The sequence below is a fragment of the Achromobacter sp. 1014246743 genome (genome assembly GCF_059760725.1).
In genome coordinates this window covers 25,844-49,884 of sequence record NZ_JCBANA010000003.1, presented here as the reverse complement: position 1 = coordinate 49,884, position 24,041 = coordinate 25,844, and the positions used below count along the sequence as shown (strand labels likewise).

Genomic DNA, 24,041 nt, shown 5'->3' with positions numbered 1-24,041 from the left:
CGCCCGGGGGGCCGCCAAACACGGTGGCCCCGCCTGACGCGCTCAATCCAGCTGGATCTTCGCGCTGTCGATGATTTCCTTCCAGCGCCGGGTCTCTTCAGAAGACAGCCTGGCCAGGTCTTCGCTGGTGCCCGGGTACGGCACCGCGCCCTGATCGGCCAGTTGCCCCACCAGCGCCTTGTCGTTGGCAATCGCAATCACCGTGTCCTGCAGCTTGCGGATCACCTGCGGGTCGGTGCCTGCCGGCGCCATCACGCCATACCAGGACTCGACCACCGCATCCTTCACGCCCGCTTGCGCCAACGTCGGCACGTCCTTGAGGGATGCGCTGCGTTTATCGCTGGCCACCGCCAGCACGCGCACCTGGCCTGTCTTCACGTAAGCCAGCACGTTGGGCAGATTGGCGAACAGCACCTGCACCTGGCCTGACAGCAGGTCCGACGTGGCCGGGCCGGCACCGCGGTAAGGCACGTGCTCGAACTTGGCGCCCGAACGGTACATGAACAGCTCGCCGGTCAGATGGTTGACCGACCCCATGCCTGCCGACGCCATGTTCAGCTTGCCCGGATGCGCGCGGCCGTACGCCACCAATTCCGCCACCGTCGTGGCCGGTGCGTCCTTGGACACCGCCAGCACATTGGGCACCGTCGAGAACAGCGCCACCGGCGCGAAATCCTTGTCGGCGTTGTACGGCAGGTTCTTGGACAGGAGCAGCAGAATCGACTGCTGCCCCATCGTCGCCAGCAGCAGCGTGTAGCCGTCCGCCGCCGCCTTGGACACGAAATTGGCCCCGATGCTGCCGCCCCCGCCCGGCTTGTTCTCGACGATGACCGTCTGCCCCAGCTTTTCCGACATATGGTTGGCCAACAGGCGTCCCATCAGGTTCACCGTGCCGCCTGGCGCGAACGGCACCACCAGCGTGATCGGCTTGTTCGGATAGCCCGCCTGCGCCGCCTGCGCGCCCGGGCTGAGGCCCAATGCCGCGACCAGCGCCACGGCAAACTTCGGCAATGCGTTGACCATGATTGAATTCCCCTTGCATGCAGTGATTGATACGGCGGCGCAGGAAGCCGCGCCTTGTGCCGTGTGTTGGATCGATGTGAATCTGCCGGGATCAGACAGCGTGTCTGAAAGGATCGCTACGCCGCCGCCGTTGCCGCGGCCGCCAACGCGGCCGCCTGGCGCTGCAAGGCGTCGCGCGCCTCGGCCGCCCGCCGCTGCGCCGCGTCGATCGCCGCTTGCTGAACCGCCAGCCGCGCGCGCTGCTCGGCCAGGTGCGCCCGCACCGATTGCGGCGCCGGGCCGCCCAGCGACTGGCGCGCGGCCACGTTGCGCACCGGGTCCAGGCAAGCCGCGATGTCCGCCTCGTCCAGCGTCACCGGCCGCCCCAACTGCTCGGCCGCCGCCGACGTGATCATTGCCGGCGTGATGGCGCGCGCCGGCAGGCCCGCTTCCAGCGCCTGCCGCACCACTGCGCCAATGACGTGGTGCGCGTCGCGAAACGACGCATCCGCGCGGCGCACCAGCAGGTCGGCCAGGTCCGTCACCGTGGAAAAGTCATCCGCCGCCCGCGCGGCCATGCGCGTGCGGTTGGGCGCCACCTGCTCGACCAGCAGTTGCATCAGTTCCAGCGCCTTCAGCGCTTCCTCGCACGACTCCCAGCACGTGCGCGTGCTTTCGCGGCTACTGTCGCCCGAATGCGTGAAATGGGTCGACTTCACCGTCGTCAGCGCCGCCGACGTCAGCCCGATCAGGTGGCCCGTCTTGCCGCGCAGGTATTCCAGCACCGCCGGGTTCTTTTTCTGCGGCATGATGCTGGACGTGCTGGCGATGCTGTCCGGAAACGTCAGGTAGCCGAATTCGGGCGTGGACCAGATGTAGAAATCCTGCACCATGCGGCTGCACGTGATCATCATGATCGACAGCGTCGCGCTCAGTTCCAGCGCGAAATCGCGCGACGCCACGCTGTCCAGCGCATTGGCCAGCGGGCCGCTGAAGCCCAGCAGCGCGCTGGTCGTGCCGCGGTCGATCGGAAACGACGTGCCGGCCAGCGCGCAGGCGCCCAGCGGCGAGGCATCCGCCGTTTCCAGCGCGTGCGCCAGCCGGCCGATATCGCGCGACCAGGCATCCACCAGCGCCGACAGGTAATAGCCATAGGTGATCGGCTGCGCCGCCTGCATGTGCGTGTAGCCGGGCATGACACAGTCCGCGTAACGTTCGGCCTGCACCAGCGCCGCCTGCGACACGCCGATCAGGGCCGCGCCGATGCGGGCGGCAAAATCGCGCGCCCGGATGCGGTCGATGGTGGCGCCAATGTCGTTGCGGCTGCGGGCCGTGTGCAGGCGGCCGCCCAATTCCTGCCCCACCGCCTTGATCAGGTGCGCCTCGTAGTTGAAATAGGCCTCTTCGCGCGCCGCGTCCAGCTCCACCACATGGGGGCCTTCGGCCTGCATCACCAGCAGCGCCTGCGCCAGGCGCTGCGACGCGTCGTGGTCCAGGATGCCCTGCTCGTGCAGCATCAGCAGATGCGCCAGGTTCACCTGGGTCAGCATCTCGAAATTGGCGAAGAACTCCCGGTTCAAGCGCGGCAGGAAAAGGTGCTGCAACACCGCTTTGGCCAGGGGTTGCTTCAAGCGCGTACTGACTTTCGATTCCATATCGGGTCCGGAGGAAACAGGGAAAACCGTAGTCTCTCGCCGGGCCAATTCATACGTCAAATCAGATTCTTACAGCTACTCATACAGAAATGATATGATTTGGACCGCTCGCCGCGCCGGGGTTGGCAGACGCCCATGCGCCCGGCGCCGTCTGACGCAAGCGGCGTGTTTCCGTTTCGCCCCGCCAGGATTTCCTTCCATGAATTTCAAGCAAGTCGAGGCCTCTCGCGCCGTCATGATGACGCGCTCGATGACCACCGCGGCCGGCCTGTTGCACACCTCGCAGCCCAACGTCAGCCGCTGGATCGCCCTGCTCGAGAAAACGCTGGGGTTCGTGCTGTTCCAGCGTGTGGGCACCCGCATCATTCCCACCCCCGAAGCCGAGGCCTTCTACGCCGACGTCGAACGCGCCTTCATCGGCCTGGAATCGCTGAACGACAGCGCCAGTTCGATCCGCCGCCGCGGCACCGGCCTCTTGCGCGTCGGCGCGGTCGGGTCCATCACCCAATGCGTGCTGCCCGACGCCATCCGGCTGTTCCGCGAGAAGTTTTCCGACATCCCCGTGGTGGTCAACACCGGCGGATCCGACGTCGTCGCCAAATGGCTGGCCACGGGCGTTTGCGACATCGGCTTTTGCTCGCTGCACACCGACCTGCCCGGCCTGCATTACGAACGCATCAACACCGCCCACGGCGCCGGCATCGTGCCCGCCGCACATCCCTTGGCCGCCAAAGCCTTGCTGACCCCGGCCGACTTTCACGACGAGAACTTCATCTCGTTGCCCGCGGGCAGCTTCAACCGCGCCGCCATCGACCGCCACTTTCCCGACGACGCCCGCATCCTGTCGATCGAAACGCCCTACGCCACCACCATCTGCACCATGGTCAGCAAGGGCCTGGGCATTTCCATCGTCAATCCCGTGGTGCCGCGCGCGCTCGGCATTGCGGACCTGCGCGAGATCCCGTTTTCAGAGAAGGTCGAATTCCACAGCTACGCGGTCACGTCCGACCATCATCCGGTCAACACGCTGGCCCGGCGCATGGCCGAATGCGTGCGCGAAACCTTCACCGCGTTGGACATGCCGGCCACGCCAGGCTGAGCGCCAACCTGGCGTGGCCGCTTGCACAGCCGCCGCGCGGCCGGTCAATCCGCCGAACGGAACGGCTGCGACAGCGCCCAATTGCGCTCGAAGTGCGCCAGGTACGCCTTGGCCAGCGCCGGGTTGTTCCAGTTCACCAGCGCATTCTCGGAATTCTCGTGCGCCGCGGAATGGGCGAAATTGAAGCTGCCCAGTTCCACCGTCTGCCTGTCGGCGATCAGCACCTTGTCGTGATGCAGCTTGAAGGCCGACACGATGCGCACGTTCACGCCGGCCTCGGCCAGCGTCTCCAGCGCATGGCGAGATTTGCCGCTGCGATCCGTGACCAAATTCCGTTTATGGTCGGCCAGCAACGACACCGTGACGCCGCGCTTGGCCGCGCGCACCAGCGCTTCGGTGACGCTTTTGCTGGAAAAGCTGTAGGCCATCACATTGAGCTCGGTCTTGGCCGAATCGATCACGCGCAGCACCAGCGTTTCGGCCCCTTGGTCGGGAGAAAAACCGACTTCGATCGTACCGGCGGCGGGCACGGAAATGGGCGCGGCGGGTGCGGCGCTGGCGCCCGCAGCACCCGAGCCAACCGTTGCTGACCCCGACGCCGCCGGCTTGGCTTGCGCCTGCGCGGGCAAGGGCGACGTCAACGCCAGACCGGTCGCACAGACCGCAACGAATCGGGACAAGGCAAACGAAGCATTCACGGCAATCATCCGGGAAAAAGCAGCGGCGGCATCGTTGCCGCCCAAGCTGCCAACTGTACCGCGACGCCCCCCTTCTACGCTGTCCGTGATTGCCGCAAGTCAATGTCGCAGATTCACAGCCATCCCTTCAGTGCCTCGGCTTCATTGCTCCCAATTCATTGCTCTCGATTCATTGCTCCCGATTCATTGCCCCGAATTCATTGCCCCGACGCGCGCCGTCCTGGCCTGAACCCATGTGCTCGCGCCGCCCCCGCCGCCAGCAGCCCCACCGCCAGCAACGCCGCCACCACCCGCGGCAACGCGCCCGCCCCGGTCGTTTCCAACAGCACGCCGCCCAGCACCCCGCTGGCCGCGAACGCCAGGTTGAACACCGTCACCAGCATCGACTGCGCCACCTCTGCCCCGTCGCCCGCCGCGTCGGCCAAGGCCGTCTGCAACAGTGTCGGCGCGCCGCTGAAACTCAGGCCCCACACAGCCACGCCCGCAAACACCCAGGGCGCCTGCGCCTGGCCCTGTCCCAGCGCCCATGCCACCACGGCAAACGCGGCCAGACTGGCCAGCACCAGCGCCCGCAGCCAACGGTCCACCAGCAGCCCGGTGATCCAGATGCCTGCCAACGACGCCACGCCGAACACCAGCAACGCCACGTCCACCTGCCCCGCCATACCCAACGACGCCATGAACGGCGCGACATACGTGTACAGCGTGTAGTGCGCCAGAATCCACGCCAGGATCACGAACAGCACCGGCCGCACGCCCGGCGTCGTCCACACTTGCCGCATCGGCACGCGCCGCGCCTCGGCCTGGCCGGGGTAATCGGGCACCTTCAACCACACCCACGCCATCAGCGCCAGGCTCAGGCCCGACAACAGGCCGAAGATGCCGCGCCACCCCACGATGCCACCCAGCCATGCCGCCAGCGGCACCCCCAGCGACAGCGCCAGCGGAATCCCCACCATCGCCACCGCCATGGCCCGCCCCTGCTGCGCGGGCGGCACCATGCGCCGCGCATAACCGGCCAGAAGACTCCATGCCAGGCCGGTCGCCACGCCCACCAGGAAACGCGCGGCAAGCGTCAAGCCGTAAAAGGGCGACCACGCCGTCACCGCATTGCAGGCAAAAAATCCGCCTATCGCCAGCAACAGCGCCACGCGCCGCCGACAGCCGCGCAACAGCAGCGTCAGCGGAATCGCCGCCAGGCCCGACCCCAGCGCGCACAACGTCACCAGCTGTCCGGCCCACGCCTCGGACACCCCGAAGCCCTGCGCAATCTGCGGCAACAGGCCGGCCGGCACGGTCTCGTTGGCCGTCGCGATGAAACTGCACATCGTCAGCGCCAGCAGTGCCGCCATGGGCAGGCTCGTCCTCGCGGCGGGTTGCCCGTGGGCGGGGGTATGCGCTGCTGGCATTCGGGCAGCCGGCGTACGGGCAGCCGACGTACGGACGTCCGGCACGTGATCGTCCACTGCCGCCGAAGATGAGGTTTGACGCATTGTTGGCTTCCCTTGCATCGTGGGCCAAGGCCCTGGATTGAAGAGACGCCAGTCTGCTACCTGCCTTTGAATTTGATAATTGGCCTAGAATTTGAATAACTTTCAAATCCAGGTTAAAGATGGCAACGGATCGACTCGGTGACATGCGCTTGTTCGCGCAGGCAGCGGCCCTGGGCAGCCTGTCTGCCGCCGGCCGCAAGCTCGGCCTGTCGGCCGCCGCGGCCAGCGCCCGCCTCATCAAGCTGGAAACCGCGCTGCACGCCAAGCTGTTTCACCGCAGCACGCGTCAACTGCGCCTGACCGAAGAAGGCCGCATCTACCTGGCCCATTGCGAAGTCGCGCTGCGCGCCATCGACGATGCCGAAGCCGCGCTGCAGGCCGGCCAGCACAGCGTGCGCGGCAAGCTGCGCCTGTCGGCGTCCGCCGATTTCGGCCGCCACCTGCTCAGCACCTGGCTCGACGAATTCAGCGCCGCCCACCCCGACCTGAAGATCGCGCTGACCCTGTCCGATTCGCTGTCCAACCTGCTGCAGGACGACATCGACCTGGCCATTCGCTTCGGGCAACCCCAGGACGGCTCGCTGGTCGCCCGCTACCTGGCGCCCAACTGGCGCGTGCTGTGCGCATCGCCCGAGTACCTTGCCAAGCGAGGCCACCCCCGCACGCCCGCCGACCTGGCCGACCACGACTTCATCGTGCTGGTCACCGCCGCCGGCCCCCTGAACCAGTTCCACTTCGCCCACGACGGCCAGCGCCAAAGCATTACCGTGCCGCTGGAACGCGCCTGGGAAACCAACGACGGCGCACTCGCCCGCAACTGGGCCCTGGCCGGCCGCGGCATTGCCCGCAAAACCATCTGGGACGCGGCCGAAGACCTGCGCGCCGGGCGCCTGCACGCCGTACTGCCGCAATACAGCGTCGCCGAATCGGGTGTGCACGCCGTGTTTCACGGCACCCGCTACATGGCGCCGCGCGTGCGGCGGCTGCTGGATTTCCTGATCGAGCGATTTGCCCGTGCCAACGATGAGTTCTTGCCAGACGGGCCGCCGGGCACGGCCTAGCCCCACTGACGCGGGAAGCCTCAGTCCTCGCCGCCCCACCAGAACGCCTCGACCGATCGGCAACTTGGACCGTCGGTGACCTCGATATCGAAGCCCGACACGGCCTGGCCCGGACACGCCAGGCTGAGCGACAGCGCCGCGTCGCCCGGAGAGACCGTGCACCCCAATGACGCCAAGGCTGTTCGGTAGCGGCCGAGCAGCGCCTCGGCAGACAACGAAGACGCATACGACACAAAGTTGGCCTGGGCACGTTCGCCGTCCCGGCCTTCCAGCCGCTGCATCACCGGACCGCACGTCTCGAACACCGGAAAAGCGTTCAGCATGGCCGGCATGGAGCGGGCAGACCAGCTGCCGCGCGGCACGCCGTCTTCCTGCAGCTTGAACGACCAGATCGACAGGCCGGCGTAGCCCAGGATGGCGATCAGGATCAACGTCAGAAAAAACGGCCTTCGTCTTCGGATGGCAATGGGCGCCATGCTCCCTCATTCGGTGAAAAAATCAACGCGTGCGCGGCCGAGGCCACGAACCAAAACGCAAACGCTCTATCCGACACGCGACGACCGGTCATCGGATGCAGGCCGCCCAGATCGTAGCGCAAGCTGATGCCCCATACCCGCGCGGCAAATGCCGTCGCTCCGCTAAACTTTTCCACCCCCAGCCGGATATGTTGTCGAGGATGGCAAAAAAGGTCGATGCAGGTCCTCTTTGTCTACACATATCAGGAGATATCCATGACGCTCATCGCTGCCCAACAGGTCGCGGAATCCGCCGAGGCGCATGCAAGCCGGGCAAGTCCTGGTTCAGGTTCAGGCAACCGCCATCAATCTGCTGGATTACCAAGTTCGACGCGGCGACTATCCCGACCTGGTGCCACTGCCCGCCATTACGGGCCACGATGGATCCGGCATAGTCGCAGGCGTCGGACCCGGCGTAACCGCCTTCTCGGTCGGCGATGAAGTCTGGTACCCCCCCAGGTCTTCGCCGGTCCCGGCAGCTATGCCCAATACCACGTCGCGGCCGAAAGCATCGTGCGACACCGCCGGCGACACCAATGCGCCAGATCACGGGACTGCGCCGGCAAAGGTCCACCGGAGCAGAGCTTCCAATCATCAGGCCGAGCCGGCAAGCGCTTGCCTCTTGCAATTCAATGCACGTCTGCGCTTGCTGTTTGTGAGTGACCATTCGGACGCTCTCGCGGCTCGTACAAACGCATCGCGCCTCAGCCTGTCAGCCTCGTGGCCCCGCCGGCTTCACCGCATAACACCCCAAGAACATCGCCACCGCCGAATCCGCCACCCGTTGCCGCTCGGCCAGCGCCAGCGGCGGCTGGCCCAGCGTCACTTGCGGCCAGAACGCAAAGCTCTTCACCAGCCCTTGCAACTGGTGCCCGGCAAAATCCGCGTCCACCTTGGCCAGCCGGCCATCCGCTATGGCCGCCCGGATCCAGGCGGTTACCCCACTCTCTTTTTCCCCCATGCGGCACACGATCGCCTGCGCCCGTTCCGGGGAGTGAATGATCTCGGCCATTGCCACGCGCGCCAGGTCAATGAAACTCGCATCGCCCAGCAGCGCCAGCTTTTGCATCAGCAACTGGCGCAATTGCTGGTCCAGCGGCAGATCCGGCCGATAAGCCAGATCTTCGCTGTCGGCGCTGCTGTTCCACAGGTGCTCCAGCGTCAGCCCGAACAGTTCGTCTTTGCTGGGAAAGTGGTTGTAGACCGTGCGCTTGGACACACCGGCCGCCGCGGCGATGCGGTCCATGCTGGTGGCCTCAAAGCCCGCGCTGCGAAATTCCTCGACCGCCGCGCGCAGGATGGCCGCGCGCTTGCGGTCGGTCAGGCGTTGGGGAGGCTGGGGCTTGGAAGGTCGGGTCGTCGGCATGTCGATAATTTTACACCGGTGAGTGTACTTTTCAGAGAAACGAAACTACACTGTGCAGTGTAATTTTGGACACTACCGATGACGCGCACTTTCGCCGCTCTCCTGCTAGGACTTCTTGCCGTGACCGCCCTGACCAGCTTTGCCTTGTGCAGCCGCAACCCCAGCTATCCCGATTCTCCCCAACATCGCGAGGGCCGCTTCACCAACCCGTCGCCGCGCCCGTCCATGGGCTGGTGGAACGGCCTGAAATTGACGTGGGCTTTCCTGTTCGACAAGCCCACCGGCACCGTGCCCGACCAGCCGGTGCCGGTGCGCGCCCTGACCCGCGCCGACCTCGACGCCGCCCCCGACCGCAGCCTGTACCGCCTGGGCCATTCCACCATCCTCCTGAAACTGCGCGGCCGTTACTGGATCACCGACCCGGTGTTTTCCGATCGCGCATCGCCGGTGCAATGGGCCGGGCCGGCGCGCTTTCATGCGCCGCCCATCAGCATTGAAGAATTGCCGCCGCTGGCCGGCGTGATCCTGTCGCACAACCATTACGACCATCTCGACCACGCTGCCGTCCTGCAACTGGCCGGCAAGACGGGGCGTTTCATCACCCCGCTGGGCGTGGGCGACCAGCTGATCGCCTGGGGCATCGACCCCAAGCAGGTCGAACAGCTGGACTGGTGGCAATCCACCGTGGTCGACGACCTGCGCCTGACCGCCACCCCGGCCCAGCATTTCTCGGGCCGTGGCCTGACCGACAGCGACCGCAGCCTGTGGGCATCGTGGGTCATCCAGGACGAGGACCTGCGCGTATTCTTCAGCGGCGACTCCGGCTACTTCAACGGCTTCAAAGCCATCGGCGACGCGTACGGCCCGTTCGACCTGACCCTGATGGAAACCGGCGCCTACGACAAGCGCTGGGCCTTCGTGCACATGCAGCCCGAAGAAACCCTGCAGGCCCACCTGGACCTGCGTGGCCGCGTGCTGCTGCCGATACACAACGGCACCTTCGACCTGGCCATGCATGCCTGGCAGGAACCCTTCGAACGCATCAGCGCCTTGGCAGCCGAGCGCGGCGTGGCAGTGACCACGCCCGAGATGGGGGAAAGGTTGGATGTGGGCGCACCGCATGGGGGGTCGGCCTGGTGGCGAAGACTGACCCAGCCGACAGCGAGCCAGAAGGGCATGGCCAGCGGCCTCAAGGCACCGTGACAGCCCGCGTACTGCCGCGTACGATCAGCTCCGCAAGAGACACCGAGGTGTAGGGCGCCCGTTCCGCCGCATGGCTTTTCAGCTGGTGCTGAAACCACAGGCCACAAGCGGTAGCCAGCTCGGACACGGGCATCGCCAGTGTCGTGAGGCCTGGCCCCCACCACCGAAAACCAGGCTCGTCGCCGAAACCGACGACGGATAGACGGTTGCGAATCGCGATGTCGTACGCACACAGTGCATCCAGCACGCCATACGTGATCTGCACGGATCCCAGTACGATCGCCGTCGGCGGTTCCGGTAGGTCGAGAAGGCGGCGGACGGCGCTACGTCCCACCTCCCACGACGAAGGCGGGCCCACTTCTTCGCGGGCCATACCGGCGGCCTTGGTGCCTCGCAGCGCGTCGCGAAACCCGTCCAATCGCGCCGCGCCGGTGGACAGGTCAGCAGATCCGCCGATATATGCGATGCGCTCATGCCCCAGCGCCATCAGGTGCCGAGTTGCCACCTGAATCGCGTTGGCGTCATCGATCACAAAGCACTGATTCCCCAGCGGGGCGCAACGGCGCAGCAATTGACAATGCGGCATGGCGCCCAGCAGACGAATCGACTCGGCTAGCGGTTTGGCGCTAGGCACGATGATCACGCCTGCGGCATGGGCACTCGACAACTCGCGCAGATGCTGCGACTCGATTACGCGATCGTCACCCGTTTCGCAGAGCATCAGTTGATAGCCGCCAGCGGCCAGGCACTGCGACAACGCGTGGGCCGCAGTCGAGTAAAAGCCGTTGCGGATATCTGGAACCAGAAGCCCGATCAGATTGCTGGACACGCCCCGCATCATTTGCGCGGCACGGTTGGCCACGTATCCCAGGTCAGCCGCCGCCCGCGACACCCGCTGCTTTGTCTCTGCACTTATCCGTGGGTCGTCTCTGAGGGCTCGCCCCACCGTCGATACCGATATCTGCAACATCGCCGCGATGTCTTTCGCTATTGCCATGAGGGAATCGAGTCTGTTTGGTTGCTAACGATGGCACGAAGTATACAACTGGATGAATTTTCCTCCTAGATAATCATCAATGCTATCGATTGCACTATTTTTAAAAAAATGCCATGCTTGGACCGTCATTGATCTGGAGACCGCATATGGACCACACCGATCAAGCCCTTGAACATTGGGCCGCTGTCATGCGCTGCGAAGCGGCCGTTCTTCGGTTCACGGCGCATTTCGACGCACGCGAATATCACGAAATGGAACGCTACTTCGCGCCGGACGGCCTATGGAAACGACACGAAGGCGACGTGCGCGGCGTCATCCAACTGCGCGAGCGAATGGCCCAATTCAAGCCAGATTTCTTGATGCGGCATGTGATCACCAATATGCGCACCACATTGCATAGCCGCCAGACTGCAACCGTGGACTCGTACGTCACGCTCTATATGCATGTCTACGGCGATGCCGTCCCACCGCTACACGCGCCGCTCAATGGCCCAGTGGTCGTCGGGCGCTATGTCGACGACATGCGCTGCATCGACGGCGACTGGAAGATCCAGATCCGACAGCCCATCCACGACTTCAAGGCCCTGGCCTAGCACGCCAACTTTCGCCCCCAAAGATTGCACAACTCGCAGCGCTAACGTTAGCACTACCCCCCAAGACCGGATTGCTCTGCCAAGACAAGGATGCTCATGAAACTCGCTACCGTAAAAGCCGGCGATCAAATCGCTTTCGGCGCCATCGTGGACACCGGCTTCATCGATCTGAAGACAAGACTCAATGGGCGCTGCCAGGACCTGCGGGATTTGCTCGCGCAAGGCTTGGTCAGTGAAGCCGAGCGTCTGTGCCAGGGCGCTTCGGCCGACTTCAAACTGTCTGAAATCGAATTTCTGCCGGTCAATCCGCGATTGGACGCCCGCATCTTTGCCCTGGGCTGGTCTTACCGCTCGCACCAGCTTGAAACCGGCAAGGACGAACCCGCGTTTCCGGTCCTGTTCAGCAAACACCCGCAGGCGATTGTCGGTCACGGCCAGCCACTGCACTACCCCGCGCCCAGCACCCAATACGACTACGAAGGCGAGATCGCCATCGTCATCGGCCGCAGCGGACGCCACATCCCCCAACATCGATGGAAGGACTATGTCGCCGGCTACAGCATCTTCATGGATGGTTCCGCGCGCGATTTCCAGAAACACAGCATCACCGCCGGCAAGAATTTCGATTCGAGCAGCGCTTTAGGCCCGTGGCTTGTCACGGCCGACGACATTCCCGATCCCTCCCGTCTGCATCTGACGACGCGCCTGAATGGCGAAGTCATGCAGAACAGCGGCTTCGACTTGATGGCCTGGGACCTGGGCTTTCTACTGAACTACATCTCCACGATCTGCCAGCTGGAGCCCGGCGACGTAATCGCAACGGGTACGCCCTCTGGCGTCGGCGCGTTGCGCCAACCACCTCGGTTCATGCAAGTCGGAGAAACCGTGGAAGTCGAAGTCACCGGCATTGGAATCCTGCGAAACGTCATTGGAGCCACGAGATGAATAACCCCGAACTGCCCTCCCTTGAATCCCGTCGGGCGATCACCCCGGACCTCGTCAAGCCGAAAAAGTTGGCGCACCTGGTCTTTCGCACCCGGCAGTTGAGCAAGATGATCGACTGGTACCGCACGGTACTGGGCGCGCACATCGTCTTTGCCGCCGACGAGATCACGTTCCTGACCTATGACGACGAACATCATCGCATCGCGCTCATGGGTTCCAACGACTGGACCGATCCGGCACCACCGGATAGCGTCGGCTTCTATCACGTCGCCTTCACCTACAGCGGCCTTGAGCAGCTCCTGCAGACCTACACTCGCCTCAAGGGAATCGGCATTCTGCCCTACTACCCGATCGTGCACGGCCCCACGATGTCGATGTATTACCGCGACCCGGATGGCAATGCGGTCGAACTACAGATCGACGTCTTCGAGACAGCCGACGAAGCGACCGCCTGGATGAATGGCGAGGCCTTTCGCCGCAATCCCATCGGCGTTCCCTTCGATCCCGAGGACCTGATCCACCGCTACGAAGCCGGCGAGCCGATAGCCCGGCTCACCAAGCGCGCCGATACCTGACCTGAAACACCAGGGGCCGTTCACGCGGCCTTGCCCGGTCCGACCGCGCGAGCCATATCCAAGCCGCGCACACCATTCGGGGCATGTGATGCTGAAAAAAGTACTGTTGACCGACTATGCCTGGCCCGATCTGAGCATCGAGGAACAAATCGTCGGAGAAGCCGGCTTCGAGTTAATCCACGGTCCGCCCTCGCCCCCCGCCGAGGAAGACGTGGTGCGTTTGGTGGCCCTGCACCGGCCTGCGGCGATCCTGACCTGCTGGGCGCATATCAATGCCCAGGCCATCGCCGCCAGTCCGGACTTGAGGGTGGTTGCACGGCTGGGCGTCGGCCTGGACAACATCGACGTCGCGCAGGCCACACGCCAGGGGGTACTGGTCACCAACGTGCCGGACTATTGCGTCGAGGAGGTCTCGGACCATGCACTGGCGATGGTGCTGGCCTGGACGCGGGGCTTGCACACCTTTCATGCGCGGACCCGTGAAGGGCACTGGGAGCCCGAGACGGCGCGCCTGAAGCGCCTGTCCGAACTTGTCGTGGGTATCGTCGGCTACGGCCGCATTGGGCGCCGCACTGCGGCAAAGCTCAAGGCGTGGGGCGGCCGCATCGTGGTCAACACCCCGGGCAGGGTGGTCGAAGACGGTGTCAGCCACGCGCCTCTGGAAGCGCTGTTGGCCGCGTGCGACGTGGTCATCGTGCACGCGCCGCTGACTCCGGCGACCAAGCATCTGTTCGATGCCCGTCGAATTGCGCTCATGCGGCCAGGTTCCCTTTTGGTGAACGTCAGCCGCGGAGGGCTTGTCGACACCGAAGCGCTCACAGCGGCACTGACCAGCGGTCAGCTCGGCGCTGCCGGCCTGGACGTGCTGGATGGCGAGCCCCACATACCCGCCAGCCTCGCCAAGCTACCGAACGTCATGCTTACCCCACATGTCGCGTTCTCTTCCAACGCCTCTCTCGCTGAACTGCGCCGCCGCGCCTGCGCCGAAGTGGTCCGAGTGCTCAGCGGCAGCACGGCTCTGCATGCTGTGAATCGTCCCACCCCTCATCCCTGAAATCTATGAAATTCCACATCAAATCCCTACGCGCCAGGCAGATACTGGACTCTCGCGGGCGTCCCACGGTTGAAGTGGACGTCGAACTTCAGGACGGTTCACTCGGGCGCGCGGCCGTCCCTTCCGGGGCGTCCACCGGCGCGGCAGAGGCACACGAACTTCGCGACGGCGATCCCGCAGCCTATGCCGGCCTGGGGGTACGCAAGGCCGTCGCCCATGTGAACGGCGAGCTCGCGCGAGCGCTGGCGGGCTTTGACGCGGCGGACCAGGAAGGGGCCGATCGTCTCCTGCGCGCAACAGACGGCACACCCAACCTGTCGCGCTTGGGCGCCAACGCGGTCCTGGGCGTTTCACTTGCGCTATGCCGGGCCTTTGCCGTCGCTTCCCGCCAGGCCTTGCACGAACGCATCGCCGAACTGTCCGGCAATCGGCAAGTGACGATGCCCATGCCCATGGTGAATATCCTCAGCGGTGGCCTGCACGCCGGCCGCGGCATGGATATGCAGGACTTCCTGGCCGTGCCGGTTGCGGCTCGTTCGATCGACGATGCCCTGCGCCAGGTGGCCCTGCTCCGTACTGCCGCGGCCGAATTGATGGCGCAGCGCGGGCTGCCCACGCTGCTGGCGGACGAGGGCGGCTTGAGCCCGGGCTTTCGCACCGGACGCAAAGCGCTGCAGTTTATGGTCGAAGCGTTTGAGCACGCGGGCTTTCGTCCTGGAATCGATATGAGCATTGCGATCGACGTGGCCGCCAGTGCCCTGAAAGGGCCTGAAGGCAGGTATGCGTTGACGCGTGAAGGACGCCTGGCGACGGCGCAGGAAATGATCGCTCTGTTTGAAGAGTGGGTCCGCGACTTCCCGATCTGCTCAATCGAGGACGGGCTCGACGAAGAAGCGTGGAACGACTGGCAAACGCTGACAGCGCGGCTCGGCCCACAGGTCCAGCTTGTGGGCGACGATCTTTTCACGACCAATGCCACCCGTCTGGAAAAAGGGATTGCGGCCAATATCGGCAATGGCGTGCTGGTGAAATTGAACCAGAACGGCACCCTGACGGGAACACTGGACGTCATCGCACGCGCCCGCCGTGCGGGCTATGCGGCGATCGTCTCAGCACGTTCCGGCGAGACCGAAGACGCCTTCATTGCCGACCTTGCCGTAGGCTGCGCGGCAGGCCACATCAAGATCGGCTCTGTCCGTTGCTCTGACCGTCTGGCCAAATACAACCAGCTGCTGCGAATTGAAGAAGGCACCGGCGCCCCCTTTGCTGGCATGTCCCAGTACCGCGCATGGCAGGGAGATGCGCCGTGATCGCGCCGGACGCTACGCTACAGGACTTCTTTCTGCGCACGGGACTGGGCCTGCCCGACGAACCGGCGCAGTGGACCCCGCTGGCGGGCGGGGTCTCTTCGGATATCTGGCGGGTGGTCACCCCCAGCCATGACATTTGCATCAAACGCGCGCTGCCGCAGCTGAAGGTCAAGGCCGATTGGCATGCCCCGATCTCTCGCAACGCCTCGGAATGGGAGTGGCTGCAATTCGTGGCGCGGCATGTGCCAACCGCCGTCCCCGAACCGCTGGCGCACGACGCCAAGGCCGGTCTTTTCGCGATGCGCTTCCTGCCTGCCCACGACTATCCCTTGTGGAAAGCACAGCTTCTTGAAGGCAAGATCTCTCTCGCCACCGCAGCTGCGGTGGGTGCCACGCTGGCCATCATCCACGACGCCAGCGCGGCTGACGCCTCCATCCCCGAGCGCTTTGACACCACCGACAATTTCTACGCCTTGCGACTGGAACCCTATTTGCTCGACACCGGCAGAAAGCACCCAGCCCTGGCCGGCAAACTGGATTCCCTGATTCAGACCACGATCGCTTCACGCGTGGCGCTGGTACATGGCGACGTCAGTCCCAAGAACATTCTCGTGGGCCCAACCTCACCGGTGCTTCTGGACGCCGAGTGCGCCTGGTACGGAGACCCGGCCTTTGATCTTGCCTTTTGCCTGAATCATCTGCTGCTCAAGTGCCTGGTCCGGCCGCGCCAACAAGACGAGTATCTCGCCGCCTTTGCGGCATTGCGCGATCACTACCTGGCCGGAGTGCAGTGGGAGTCGACCGGAGAACTGGAAGCCCGGGCCGCAGCGCTATTGCCAGCGTTGTTTCTGGCGCGCATTGACGGCAAGTCACCAGTTGAATACCTGCATGATGAACGGGACCAGGATCTGGTGCGCACTTGCGCCATCCCCCTGATTGAACATGCCCCTGCCACCCTTGACGCGGTGGTGGCAAGGTGGATAGCCGTGCTGTCGCGATGAAGATGCCTGCTTGCTTCGCAGTGTCTCCGCTTATCATTTGAAAATTTATCACTGATAAATTATAGTGCCGCTCATCGGGCCCACGCCCGCTTGAGAGCCATCGGCATGACACCACAACGCATTGATACGGTTCCGGTCCTGATCGTCGGCGGCGGCATCGTCGGCTTGTCCGCTGCCCTGTTCCTGCAACGCCATCGCGTCCCCTTCATCCTGGTCGAACGCAGCCAGACCGGTTCGCCCCTGCCGCGCGCCCGCGGCTTTTCGGCCAGGACGCTCGAGCTCTATCGCTCGGTCGGTCTGCAGGACGACATCGAAGCCGTCGCCAAGACCGCCTGGAAGCAAGGCAAATTCGGCGGCGCCCGGCGTGGCCGGTCAATGCGGGAAGCCGAATCGCTGCCGCTCGCGGACATCGCCAAGCTGCACGCACTGGCCGATCCGTCGCCATGCGAGCTGACCGCCTGCCCGCAGACGCTGGTCGAACCGGTGTTGCGCCAGGCCCTGCAAGCGCGTGGCGGCGACGTGCGTTTCGGCTGGGAATTGCTGCGTTTCGAACAACAGCCAGACGGCGTCATCGCAACGGTCCGCGATATCGCAAGCCACGCGGAACACACCCTGCACGCCGACTACCTGTTCGCCGCGGACGGCGGCCGCAGCGACATCCGGCGGCGCCTGGGCATCGAGCGCCAGGGCATCGACGCCAACCGCCACTACCTGAACCTGTTCTTCGAAGCCGACCTGACCCGCCAGGTCGCCGACAGAACCTTCAGCCAGTGCGAGGTGCACAACGAGCGGGTCAGCGGCCTGTTCCTGGCGATGAACAACGCCACCCGCTGGTCGTTCCACCTGGCCTGCGACCCCGCGACGCAGCAGCCCGAGCAGTGGACCGACGACCACCTGACGCGTCTGGTGCAGGCCGCCATCGGCGCCGATATTGCCGTGACCCTGCTGCACCGGTCTCCGTGGAACACACGAGTCCGTGTCGCCGACCGTTACCGCGATGGACGCGTCTTCCTGATGGGTGACGCCGCGCATCTGATGCCGCCCTGGGGCGGCTTCAACGCCAACACCGGCATCGCCGATGCGCACAACCTGGCCTGGAAAATCGCCCACGTCCTGCAAGGCGTCGCCGCCCCCACCCTGCTGGATACCTACGACCGCGAACGCCGCCCGGTGGCCCGCCGCAACGGCGAACAGGCGTGGCTGCGCACCGACTTCGACGCCCGCTTCCAGATTCGCACGGACGACAACGCCGGTTTCTTTGACCGGCTGGTCGACTATGGCGAACTGCAGATGCGCACCCGCTACGGCGCCGACGACACGGTGCCGACCTTGCACGCACAACCTGGCACGCGCTTTCCGCACGCCTGGATAGAACATCTGGGGCAGCGCCGTTCGACGCTGGATCTATTTGGTGCAGGCTATGTGAACGTCGGCGGCGCTCAAGCGCCCCGCCCTGCAACCGGGACCGCCTACCGGGTGGGGTCGGATTTTCGGTTCATCGACGACGGCGTCACGTGGCAATCGCTGACCGGACTGGCGGATGACGCTGCGCTGGCGATTCGTCCGGATGGCGTCGTGGACCTTTGAGGACGCCCGGGCGCCTCACGGCGCCGAGTCCGGCACGGCGCGATACACCGCTACCTGATCGGACCGAATCGATTCCTGCAAGGTATACGTAGACCCGCCATCGCCCCGCAGCTTCCACTGCTTGCTGGCTTTGGACGCATTGCCGTTGAAGGCCGCATCCGGCACCGCCTGGAAGCTGTCGTAGCGATACAAGGTGTACGGCACGCCGGGCTTCAGGCCGGACACCGTCACCGTCAAGGTCAGCGGCCGGGACGCGGGCCGGGCTCGGCCGCCTTCCGGCATCGCGGGTTGCTCGTCGTTGACGCTCGTCGACAAGCGCACCGGCAGCGTCTGCCCGTCGCGGTCAATGATCCCCGTGATCGCCAGGCCATGGTTGCCGGCGCCACGCGGCAAGGAATAAACCGCGCCGTCCGCTGCGTTGGCCTGCTGCCGCGTCGCCTGAAACGCCCCGAAGGCGTAGCGGTACAGATAATCCGGCTTGCCCTCAGGCGACCACAATCCATGGTCGCTGAACGTCAATACCTCATCGGCGGCATAGGCCGCCGGTGTCGTCACAGGCCGCGTCGACGAGACGCCGATCACCGACACGATATGGTCGTACTGCGCATCGCCCGCGTCGTCGTCATCCGTATCCTCGAACAGGCGCAGGTTTTCATACACACCGATCAGGACGGGATGGCCCGACGCCACATGGGTCTTGACCCAGACCAGGAAGTCATTCGCGCTCGTCCCGGAACCGCCCTGCCACGGCACGGCCTGCAAGCGCATTTGCGCGGCCGCGTAGGCGTCATTGACGCCCAACAGCAACTGGCTGCCCTGCCTGGCCTGATCCCGATTGCGGCTGGCCAGCGCTCGGGCGTCGTACTGAGACACATACTGCCCGTAATACAGCCCTGCGCTGATCAATCCGACCTCGCCGCAATAACCGTAATTGGCCGTCCATTGCTGACGCGGCGGGATATCGTTGGCGTGGGTGTAAGAGCCCGCCTGGGCGGCGTGCGCCACAGGCCACGCCGCGAGCAATGCCCACTGCGCCAGGCGCGCGCCGTGCTTGAACAGGGTATGGAAACCGGACATGCCTATCGCCTTTCCGCATCGATGTGCGAGCGCTACCGGACCTCCGGTCGTCGCAGCCGTAGACGATACCCGAAGGCCGGGCGGGCCGGAGCGACACCGGCCCGCCCCCGTTCAGTTCGCGAAATCCGTCGCTTCGGACGCGCCTCTCCACCCCGTGAGATCGCGGCGGACCGCTTCCTGCTTCTCGTCGGCAAAGCCGTTGGCGAGCTTGCCCACGAACAGATGCACGGGCGGTTCGGCTACCGACGCAGCCTGCTGGATCAGCAACGCCACCTTTTCCGGGTCCCCGTCCTGCTTGCCGTCCAGCCCCTGATGCAGATCCAGCGAGGCTTGCGCCGCGGTGTAATCCGCAATCGACCGCTTGGCGATCACCAGGCTGTTGTTCGTCAGGAATTCCGTGCGCACCGGCCCCGGATACACCACTGTCGCCTTGATGCCCAATTCCGCCGCCTCGGCTGCCAGCGTCTCGGTCAGCCCGGCAAGCGCGAACTTGGTCGCCACGTAGCTACCCCAGCCCGCATAGCCACCCATGAAGCCGGCAATCGACGCCACGTTGAAGATATGTCCGCTGCGCTGCTGGCGCAGATGCGGCAGGCTGTGACGCAACACGTGCAGCGGCGCGAACACGTTGACCTCGAAATTGCGCCGCACTTCTTCGTCCGTCAGCGCCTCCACCGCCCCCTGCTGACCATAGCCGGCGTTGTTGACCACCACGTCGATGCGGCCAAACGTGGCCATGGTCTGCTCGATGGCCGCCTGCACGCTGGCTTCCGACACCAGATCGACTTCCAGCGCAAGCAGATTCGGGGTGTCGCTGCCCAGCGCCTTGTGCAGACTGTCCAACGTCCGCGACGTCGCCGCCACCTTGTCGCCGCGCGCCAGCAATTGGCGAGCCAGCGAGAGGCCGATGCCGCGAGCGGCGCCAGTAATGAACCACACGTTGTTGCCTTGATGATTTTGCATTTGCTGTGCTCCTGATGTGAGGGGATTGCAGGAACAGATGCTAGGCGCGCAGGCCCTGGTCGAATAGGCACACAGCTATCGGATGATTGCCTATTCCTAAACCCAAGGCCCCACTCTTGCCCAATACCGGGCAAAATCATGCCTAAGACTCTTAGCCGGAGATTCACGCCATGGTGACTGCCACCACTGCCCAGCACCAGATGACCGCCCTGCTCGCCCAGTTGGCCCCGCAAGAGGGGTACACCCGGTCGCGCCTGGACGGCGTGCGCTTCATGCGCGCCAACCGGCCCGTGGGCCGCACCCCGGTGCTGTACGAACCCAGCATCGTCATCGTCTGCCAAGGCTCCAAGCGGGGCTACCTGGCCGACCGGGTCTACCACTACGATGCGCAGCACTATCTGGTGCTGTCCGTGCCGCTCCCCTTCTCCACCGAAACCGACGCCACCCCGCAAGAGCCGCTGCTGGCCGTGTCCGTGCGACTGGACATGACCACCGTGGCAGACCTGGCGATCGAAGTCGACGGCGACGACAAGGAGCGGCAGGCGCAGCGCGCGCAACGGCCGGCGCCTGGCTCAAACGCGCAAGGCGTCCCCGCGCCCGAAGGCATCGTCTCGACACCGCTGGACGCTACCTTGGCCGACACCACCCTGCGCCTGTTGCGTGCCCTGTCTTCACCCATCGAAGCCCGGGTACTGGCGCCTGGCATCGTGCGCGAGCTGTGCTTTCGGGTGCTGCAAGGAGAGCAAGGCGGTGCGATCCGGGCCGCCCTGGCCAGCCAGGGCAACTTCGGCCGCATCTCGCGCGTCCTGCAAAGCATCCACAACGATTACGCGCGGCCCCTGGACGTCAGCCTGCTGGCGCGCGAGGCCGGCCTGAGCGCGCCCGCCTTCCACGCGCACTTCAAGGCCATCGCCCGCACCTCGCCCATCCAGTACATCAAGTCCGTCCGGCTGCACCAGGCCCGCCTGCTGATGATCCGCGACAACCTCACCGCCGCCGCCGCGTCCGCCCGCGTCGGCTACGAAAGCGCCTCGCAGTTCAACCGGGAATTCAAGCGGCAGTTCGGGCGCAGCCCGGGGGAAGAAGCGCGGGAAATGAAGTTCGCGTTTGCGCTTTTGCCGGCGGCGCAGCTGGAAGCCGTGGCGTCGACGCATTGATCGCGGCGCACGCTATTCGTGCTGCAGAATATTGACCAATGTCCCCACGGGATCCCTGACATAGAACCGGCGCACGCCCCAGGGTTCGCTGACCGGGCCGTACTCGACGGCAACACCTGCCGCCTCGACCCGGCGCAGCGCCTCGGCAAGGTCATCCACCTCGATCGACAGCGCCGGCAGCGGCGTATCCGCGCCGCCCTGGCTGCCGACACTGAGCTGTACCGTCATCTTGGCCGACCCTGCGTACGTGCGGATCCAGCCATGGTCCATGGCCAGGTCCAAGCCGAGGATTTCCCGATAGAACCGGTCCACCACGGCAGGATCGGCGGCAGGGATATTGGCGATGATGCGCTTGACTTGCATGGGGCGTCCTATGGGTGGTCAGGTGAGTGTCGCGCGATGCGTTCCCGCACCTCAGGCGATGCCAGGCACATCGCCACAGCCTCGTAGCCTGGCGCGCCGGGATAGGGCGCGACGCGACGTGGCGGACTGTGATTGGCCGGGCAAAGCAGAATCGCCTCGTCCGGGCCGACTGCAGCAAGATCAAGAATAGCCGTAGAGCGCGTCATCAAGAACAGCGGCGGGCCCGCATGCCTGGCGCGATGTCGCAGATGCGCCATCAGGGCTTGCTGCGTGGCGTGGTCCAGCCCTTGCTCGACCATATCCACCACCCACACGTCGGGCCCGTCGGCCAGCAGGCTGCCCAGCAATGCCACCAGGGCGTCGGATCGCGTCGCCCCCTCGCCGATCAGCCACGCCAGCGCCTCATTGACGCGTGCCTGCAGCGCTGCGTCGGCCGCCAGTTGCGCCTTGGCAGCAGCGCATCCGTCGTCCAGGCGATTCAAGCCCAGGAATGCGGCATTGGGCAAGGCCTGGGCCAGGCGCTGCGCCAATCGGGTCTTGCCGCTACCCAACGAGCCGATCAGGTAATTCAAGGGCCGGACGTCCCGCAGTTCGAACCATTCTCCGCCCCACGGCCAGGGCAGCGCAAACGCCGCACGGATGTCTGCCGTCGGACCCAGCAAGCCGGCCAGCGCCGCGCCCGACGGCATCTGGCCTTGCGCCAGATCCGCCTGAATGCTCCGCACTTTATCCAATTTGCCCGCCAGCGCCTGGATGTCACCGGCAAGCGCCGCATCGTGCGCCGCCAACGCCGCTTGCAGGCTAGCCGGATCGCCATCCAGCACCCTGGCCACCTGCGCCAGGCTAAGCCCCAACCCGCGCAACGCCGCCACCTTCGCCGCACGCGCCATGTCTGCGGCGGCATACATTCGGTACCCCGCCTCGCTGCGGCCCGGGTTGACCAAGCCCTGGCGCTCATAAAGCCGCAACGCCTTGACCGACACGCCAAGTTGCCTGGCGGCCTCGGAAGCACTCATGCACGATTGAGAAGCACGCATACACCACCCTTTATGTTGACCAAGAGCCGCTAGCGTGAGGGTGGCCCCAGGGGTCGGGTCAAGCATCCGTGTCCGCTCGACCTCGGTCAAGCGACATTCGGCGGCCGTGCGCTACCCGGCCATGCGCCGAAATGACGCCCGATAATCAATCGGTTCCAGGTGAAGCTGATCGTGCAGCCGGCCCTTCAGGATATAAAGCTTGGGCGCTTCGCTGAACTGGAACACGCGGTAAAGGTGAAATGCCTCTTCCGCTTCCTCGGAAAATTCCAGCTCGTTGCGGCTGATGATGAATGACGACGCATGGCCACCGTTCGTGGTTTTGACCTCGATAAAGCGGTGCTGGCTGGGTGTTTCGTGCGACAGGATGTCGTAACCGATGCCATCGCCCAGCCGATCCGACACCCAGTCCAGCTGTTCGAAGAGTTCCGGATACCCGGCTTCGACAAGGCGGCGTTGCTCGAACCCGATCACCCAGTGTTCGCCGGCACGCCCCAACTTTCGGTTCGCTTCGTCGCGCTGTGCCCAATTGGTTTTGCGCGGCAACCTGAGCTTGGATGCGCCCTTTTCCAGCTGCGCCACGGTTTCAAGGGCTGGCGGCTCCACCAACGATGCATGAAACGTCCGTTCGCCCGGCGCCTTGACTTCCTCGATCGCGTCAACGACCTGAGAAACCAGGCCCGGCTGCGCTTGAATGAACCGCTGCACCCCCTGGCGCAGCAGCAATTGCGCATTGCCTCGGGGCTTGTAGCCGCGAATGAACGGCAATTCCAGACCGTTCAAGATCGCGCTGATGTTCTGGTACTTCAGTTCCACCGACGCTTTGCTGCGATTGCGCAATCTGGGACGCAACTGCGCATTGAATTCCGACTTCACGTAGGCTTGCTGCGCCGCTTCCAGCCGCAGCATTTCGAAGTACGAGGCCACCGTCGCCTGCACCTCGTCCGCGGTCCAATCCTCGCCGATCGTCACGACCTCGAAACCCAGCTGTTGCAGCCGGGGCACGACGGTCGCCTCGCCATCCGAAAAGTCCGTGGGTTTCAGCGGCCCCTCGTCGGGAAACTGATAGCCGAAGGCCACGCCGACGATGGCCTTGGCATCGCACAACTGCCCGGTCTTGGCGTCGCGCACCAGAAAGCTGCGCGACTTCGCGTACCCGTAGCGCGACAGAAAGGCCGTTCGGCCAAGTTGCGCGAACTCGTCCAGTGCGCGTTGAACTGCAGCGGGGCTTTGAAGGCGGGACAAATCAAGCGCCATCACAACCTCGCCTTAATCGCTGCAGCGAAATTAGTG

Annotated in this window: 23 protein-coding genes and 1 pseudogene; 12 read left to right on the top strand and 12 right to left on the bottom strand. The window is 64.9% G+C overall.

Translation table 11 applies throughout. The features are described from left to right. Window positions 1–42: 42 nt before the first annotated feature. Together AC6LJ2_RS02300 and argH are read right to left on the bottom strand one after the other, a co-directional pair. The gene (locus tag AC6LJ2_RS02300) at window positions 43–1,023 is read right to left on the bottom strand and encodes a Bug family tripartite tricarboxylate transporter substrate binding protein (RefSeq protein WP_498150660.1); all 981 of its coding nucleotides are present in this window, start codon (window positions 1,021–1,023) and stop codon (window positions 43–45) included. Window positions 1,024–1,139: 116 nt separating this feature from the next. Then, window positions 1,140–2,657 carry an argininosuccinate lyase gene (gene argH, locus AC6LJ2_RS02295; protein WP_263914429.1) on the bottom strand — a complete coding sequence of 506 codons (1,518 nt, stop codon included), beginning with the start codon at window positions 2,655–2,657 and terminating at the stop codon, window positions 1,140–1,142. A 199-nt stretch (window positions 2,658–2,856) separates the two neighbouring features. Here argH and AC6LJ2_RS02290 point away from each other — a divergent pair, with 199 nt between their 5' ends. Further along, on the top strand, window positions 2,857–3,756 hold the full coding sequence (locus AC6LJ2_RS02290) for a LysR substrate-binding domain-containing protein (RefSeq protein WP_498150659.1): 900 nt from the start codon (window positions 2,857–2,859) through the stop codon (window positions 3,754–3,756). Between the two features lie 44 nt (window positions 3,757–3,800). On the opposite strand, the gene AC6LJ2_RS02285 is transcribed toward AC6LJ2_RS02290, so the two are convergent. Beyond that, complete coding sequence (locus tag AC6LJ2_RS02285) at window positions 3,801–4,454, bottom strand: phospholipase D family nuclease (RefSeq protein WP_263914427.1); 654 nt, start codon at window positions 4,452–4,454, stop codon at window positions 3,801–3,803. A gap of 197 nt (window positions 4,455–4,651) precedes the next feature. After that, entirely contained in the window at window positions 4,652–5,806 is a 1,155-nt protein-coding gene (locus AC6LJ2_RS02280) for an MFS transporter (RefSeq protein WP_498150658.1), read from the bottom strand. A gap of 260 nt (window positions 5,807–6,066) precedes the next feature. On the opposite strand from AC6LJ2_RS02280, the gene AC6LJ2_RS02275 reads away from it, so the two are divergent. Continuing rightward, window positions 6,067–7,008 (top strand): LysR family transcriptional regulator, encoded by a 942-nt coding sequence (locus AC6LJ2_RS02275; protein WP_498150657.1) that lies wholly within the window; start codon window positions 6,067–6,069, stop codon window positions 7,006–7,008. 20 nt (window positions 7,009–7,028) lie between these two features. Here the strand turns inward: AC6LJ2_RS02275 and AC6LJ2_RS02270 are convergent, their stop codons facing one another. Beyond that, window positions 7,029–7,484 (bottom strand): hypothetical protein, encoded by a 456-nt coding sequence (locus tag AC6LJ2_RS02270; protein ID WP_263914424.1) that lies wholly within the window; start codon window positions 7,482–7,484, stop codon window positions 7,029–7,031. 307 nt (window positions 7,485–7,791) lie between these two features. Between AC6LJ2_RS02270 and AC6LJ2_RS02265 the strand changes: the two are divergent. Continuing rightward, window positions 7,792–8,039, top strand: a pseudogene (locus tag AC6LJ2_RS02265) (alcohol dehydrogenase catalytic domain-containing protein); the annotation flags it as partial. 196 nt (window positions 8,040–8,235) lie between these two features. Here the strand turns inward: AC6LJ2_RS02265 and AC6LJ2_RS02260 are convergent. Continuing rightward, a complete protein-coding gene (locus AC6LJ2_RS02260) occupies window positions 8,236–8,889 on the bottom strand; it encodes a TetR/AcrR family transcriptional regulator (protein ID WP_498150656.1) in 654 nt (217 codons plus the stop codon). Window positions 8,890–8,967: 78 nt separating this feature from the next. Between AC6LJ2_RS02260 and AC6LJ2_RS02255 the strand changes: the two genes are divergently transcribed. Continuing rightward, the gene (locus AC6LJ2_RS02255) at window positions 8,968–10,092 is read left to right on the top strand and encodes an MBL fold metallo-hydrolase (RefSeq protein WP_498150655.1); all 1,125 of its coding nucleotides are present in this window, start codon (window positions 8,968–8,970) and stop codon (window positions 10,090–10,092) included. On the opposite strand, the gene AC6LJ2_RS02250 is transcribed toward AC6LJ2_RS02255, so the two are convergent. Continuing rightward, window positions 10,079–11,089, bottom strand: coding sequence for a LacI family DNA-binding transcriptional regulator (locus AC6LJ2_RS02250; RefSeq protein ID WP_263914019.1), 1,011 nt, complete (start codon window positions 11,087–11,089; stop codon window positions 10,079–10,081). The two genes, AC6LJ2_RS02255 and AC6LJ2_RS02250, sit on opposite strands and share 14 nt — an antisense overlap. A 146-nt stretch (window positions 11,090–11,235) precedes the next feature. Between AC6LJ2_RS02250 and AC6LJ2_RS02245 the strand changes: the two genes are divergently transcribed. The 7 genes from AC6LJ2_RS02245 (at window position 11,236) to AC6LJ2_RS02215 (ending at window position 18,154) form a co-directional block, all read left to right on the top strand. After that, window positions 11,236–11,682: a nuclear transport factor 2 family protein gene (locus AC6LJ2_RS02245; RefSeq protein WP_263914020.1), complete on the top strand. Its 447-nt coding sequence runs from the start codon at window positions 11,236–11,238 to the stop codon at window positions 11,680–11,682. 96 nt (window positions 11,683–11,778) lie between these two features. Next, window positions 11,779–12,627 (top strand): fumarylacetoacetate hydrolase family protein, encoded by an 849-nt coding sequence (locus AC6LJ2_RS02240; RefSeq protein ID WP_263914021.1) that lies wholly within the window; start codon window positions 11,779–11,781, stop codon window positions 12,625–12,627. Next, the gene (locus AC6LJ2_RS02235; protein WP_498150654.1) at window positions 12,624–13,202 is read left to right on the top strand and encodes a VOC family protein; all 579 of its coding nucleotides are present in this window, start codon (window positions 12,624–12,626) and stop codon (window positions 13,200–13,202) included. Before AC6LJ2_RS02240 ends, AC6LJ2_RS02235 begins: the two co-directional genes overlap by 4 nt. 88 nt (window positions 13,203–13,290) lie before the next feature. Continuing rightward, window positions 13,291–14,256, top strand: coding sequence for a C-terminal binding protein (locus AC6LJ2_RS02230; protein WP_498150653.1), 966 nt, complete (start codon window positions 13,291–13,293; stop codon window positions 14,254–14,256). Between the two features lie 5 nt (window positions 14,257–14,261). Then, window positions 14,262–15,566, top strand: a complete 1,305-nt coding sequence (gene eno, locus AC6LJ2_RS02225; protein WP_498150652.1) for a phosphopyruvate hydratase — start codon at window positions 14,262–14,264, stop codon at window positions 15,564–15,566. After that, window positions 15,563–16,567 (top strand): phosphotransferase family protein, encoded by a 1,005-nt coding sequence (locus tag AC6LJ2_RS02220; RefSeq protein WP_498150651.1) that lies wholly within the window; start codon window positions 15,563–15,565, stop codon window positions 16,565–16,567. Before eno ends, AC6LJ2_RS02220 begins: the two co-directional genes overlap by 4 nt. A gap of 105 nt (window positions 16,568–16,672) precedes the next feature. Further along, a complete protein-coding gene (locus AC6LJ2_RS02215) occupies window positions 16,673–18,154 on the top strand; it encodes an FAD-dependent monooxygenase (protein ID WP_498150650.1) in 1,482 nt (493 codons plus the stop codon). A 15-nt stretch (window positions 18,155–18,169) separates the two neighbouring features. Here AC6LJ2_RS02215 and AC6LJ2_RS02210 read toward each other — a convergent pair whose 3' ends face one another. Then, on the bottom strand, window positions 18,170–19,159 hold the full coding sequence (locus AC6LJ2_RS02210) for a hypothetical protein (RefSeq protein ID WP_498150649.1): 990 nt from the start codon (window positions 19,157–19,159) through the stop codon (window positions 18,170–18,172). A 183-nt stretch (window positions 19,160–19,342) separates the two neighbouring features. After that, window positions 19,343–20,194 carry an SDR family oxidoreductase gene (locus tag AC6LJ2_RS02205; protein ID WP_263914029.1) on the bottom strand — a complete coding sequence of 284 codons (852 nt, stop codon included), beginning with the start codon at window positions 20,192–20,194 and terminating at the stop codon, window positions 19,343–19,345. Window positions 20,195–20,364: 170 nt separating this feature from the next. Between AC6LJ2_RS02205 and AC6LJ2_RS02200 the strand changes: the two genes are divergently transcribed. Beyond that, complete coding sequence (locus AC6LJ2_RS02200) at window positions 20,365–21,351, top strand: AraC family transcriptional regulator (protein WP_498150648.1); 987 nt, start codon at window positions 20,365–20,367, stop codon at window positions 21,349–21,351. Between the two features lie 12 nt (window positions 21,352–21,363). Here AC6LJ2_RS02200 and AC6LJ2_RS02195 read toward each other — a convergent pair whose 3' ends face one another. The 3 genes from AC6LJ2_RS02195 to AC6LJ2_RS02185 form a co-directional block, all read right to left on the bottom strand. After that, window positions 21,364–21,714: a VOC family protein gene (locus AC6LJ2_RS02195; protein WP_025136157.1), complete on the bottom strand. Its 351-nt coding sequence runs from the start codon at window positions 21,712–21,714 to the stop codon at window positions 21,364–21,366. An 8-nt stretch (window positions 21,715–21,722) separates the two neighbouring features. Beyond that, on the bottom strand, window positions 21,723–22,751 hold the full coding sequence (locus tag AC6LJ2_RS02190) for a MerR family transcriptional regulator (protein WP_263914141.1): 1,029 nt from the start codon (window positions 22,749–22,751) through the stop codon (window positions 21,723–21,725). 111 nt (window positions 22,752–22,862) lie between these two features. After that, window positions 22,863–24,005 carry a protein NO VEIN domain-containing protein gene (locus tag AC6LJ2_RS02185; protein ID WP_498150647.1) on the bottom strand — a complete coding sequence of 381 codons (1,143 nt, stop codon included), beginning with the start codon at window positions 24,003–24,005 and terminating at the stop codon, window positions 22,863–22,865. Between the last annotated feature and the right edge of the window lie 36 nt (window positions 24,006–24,041).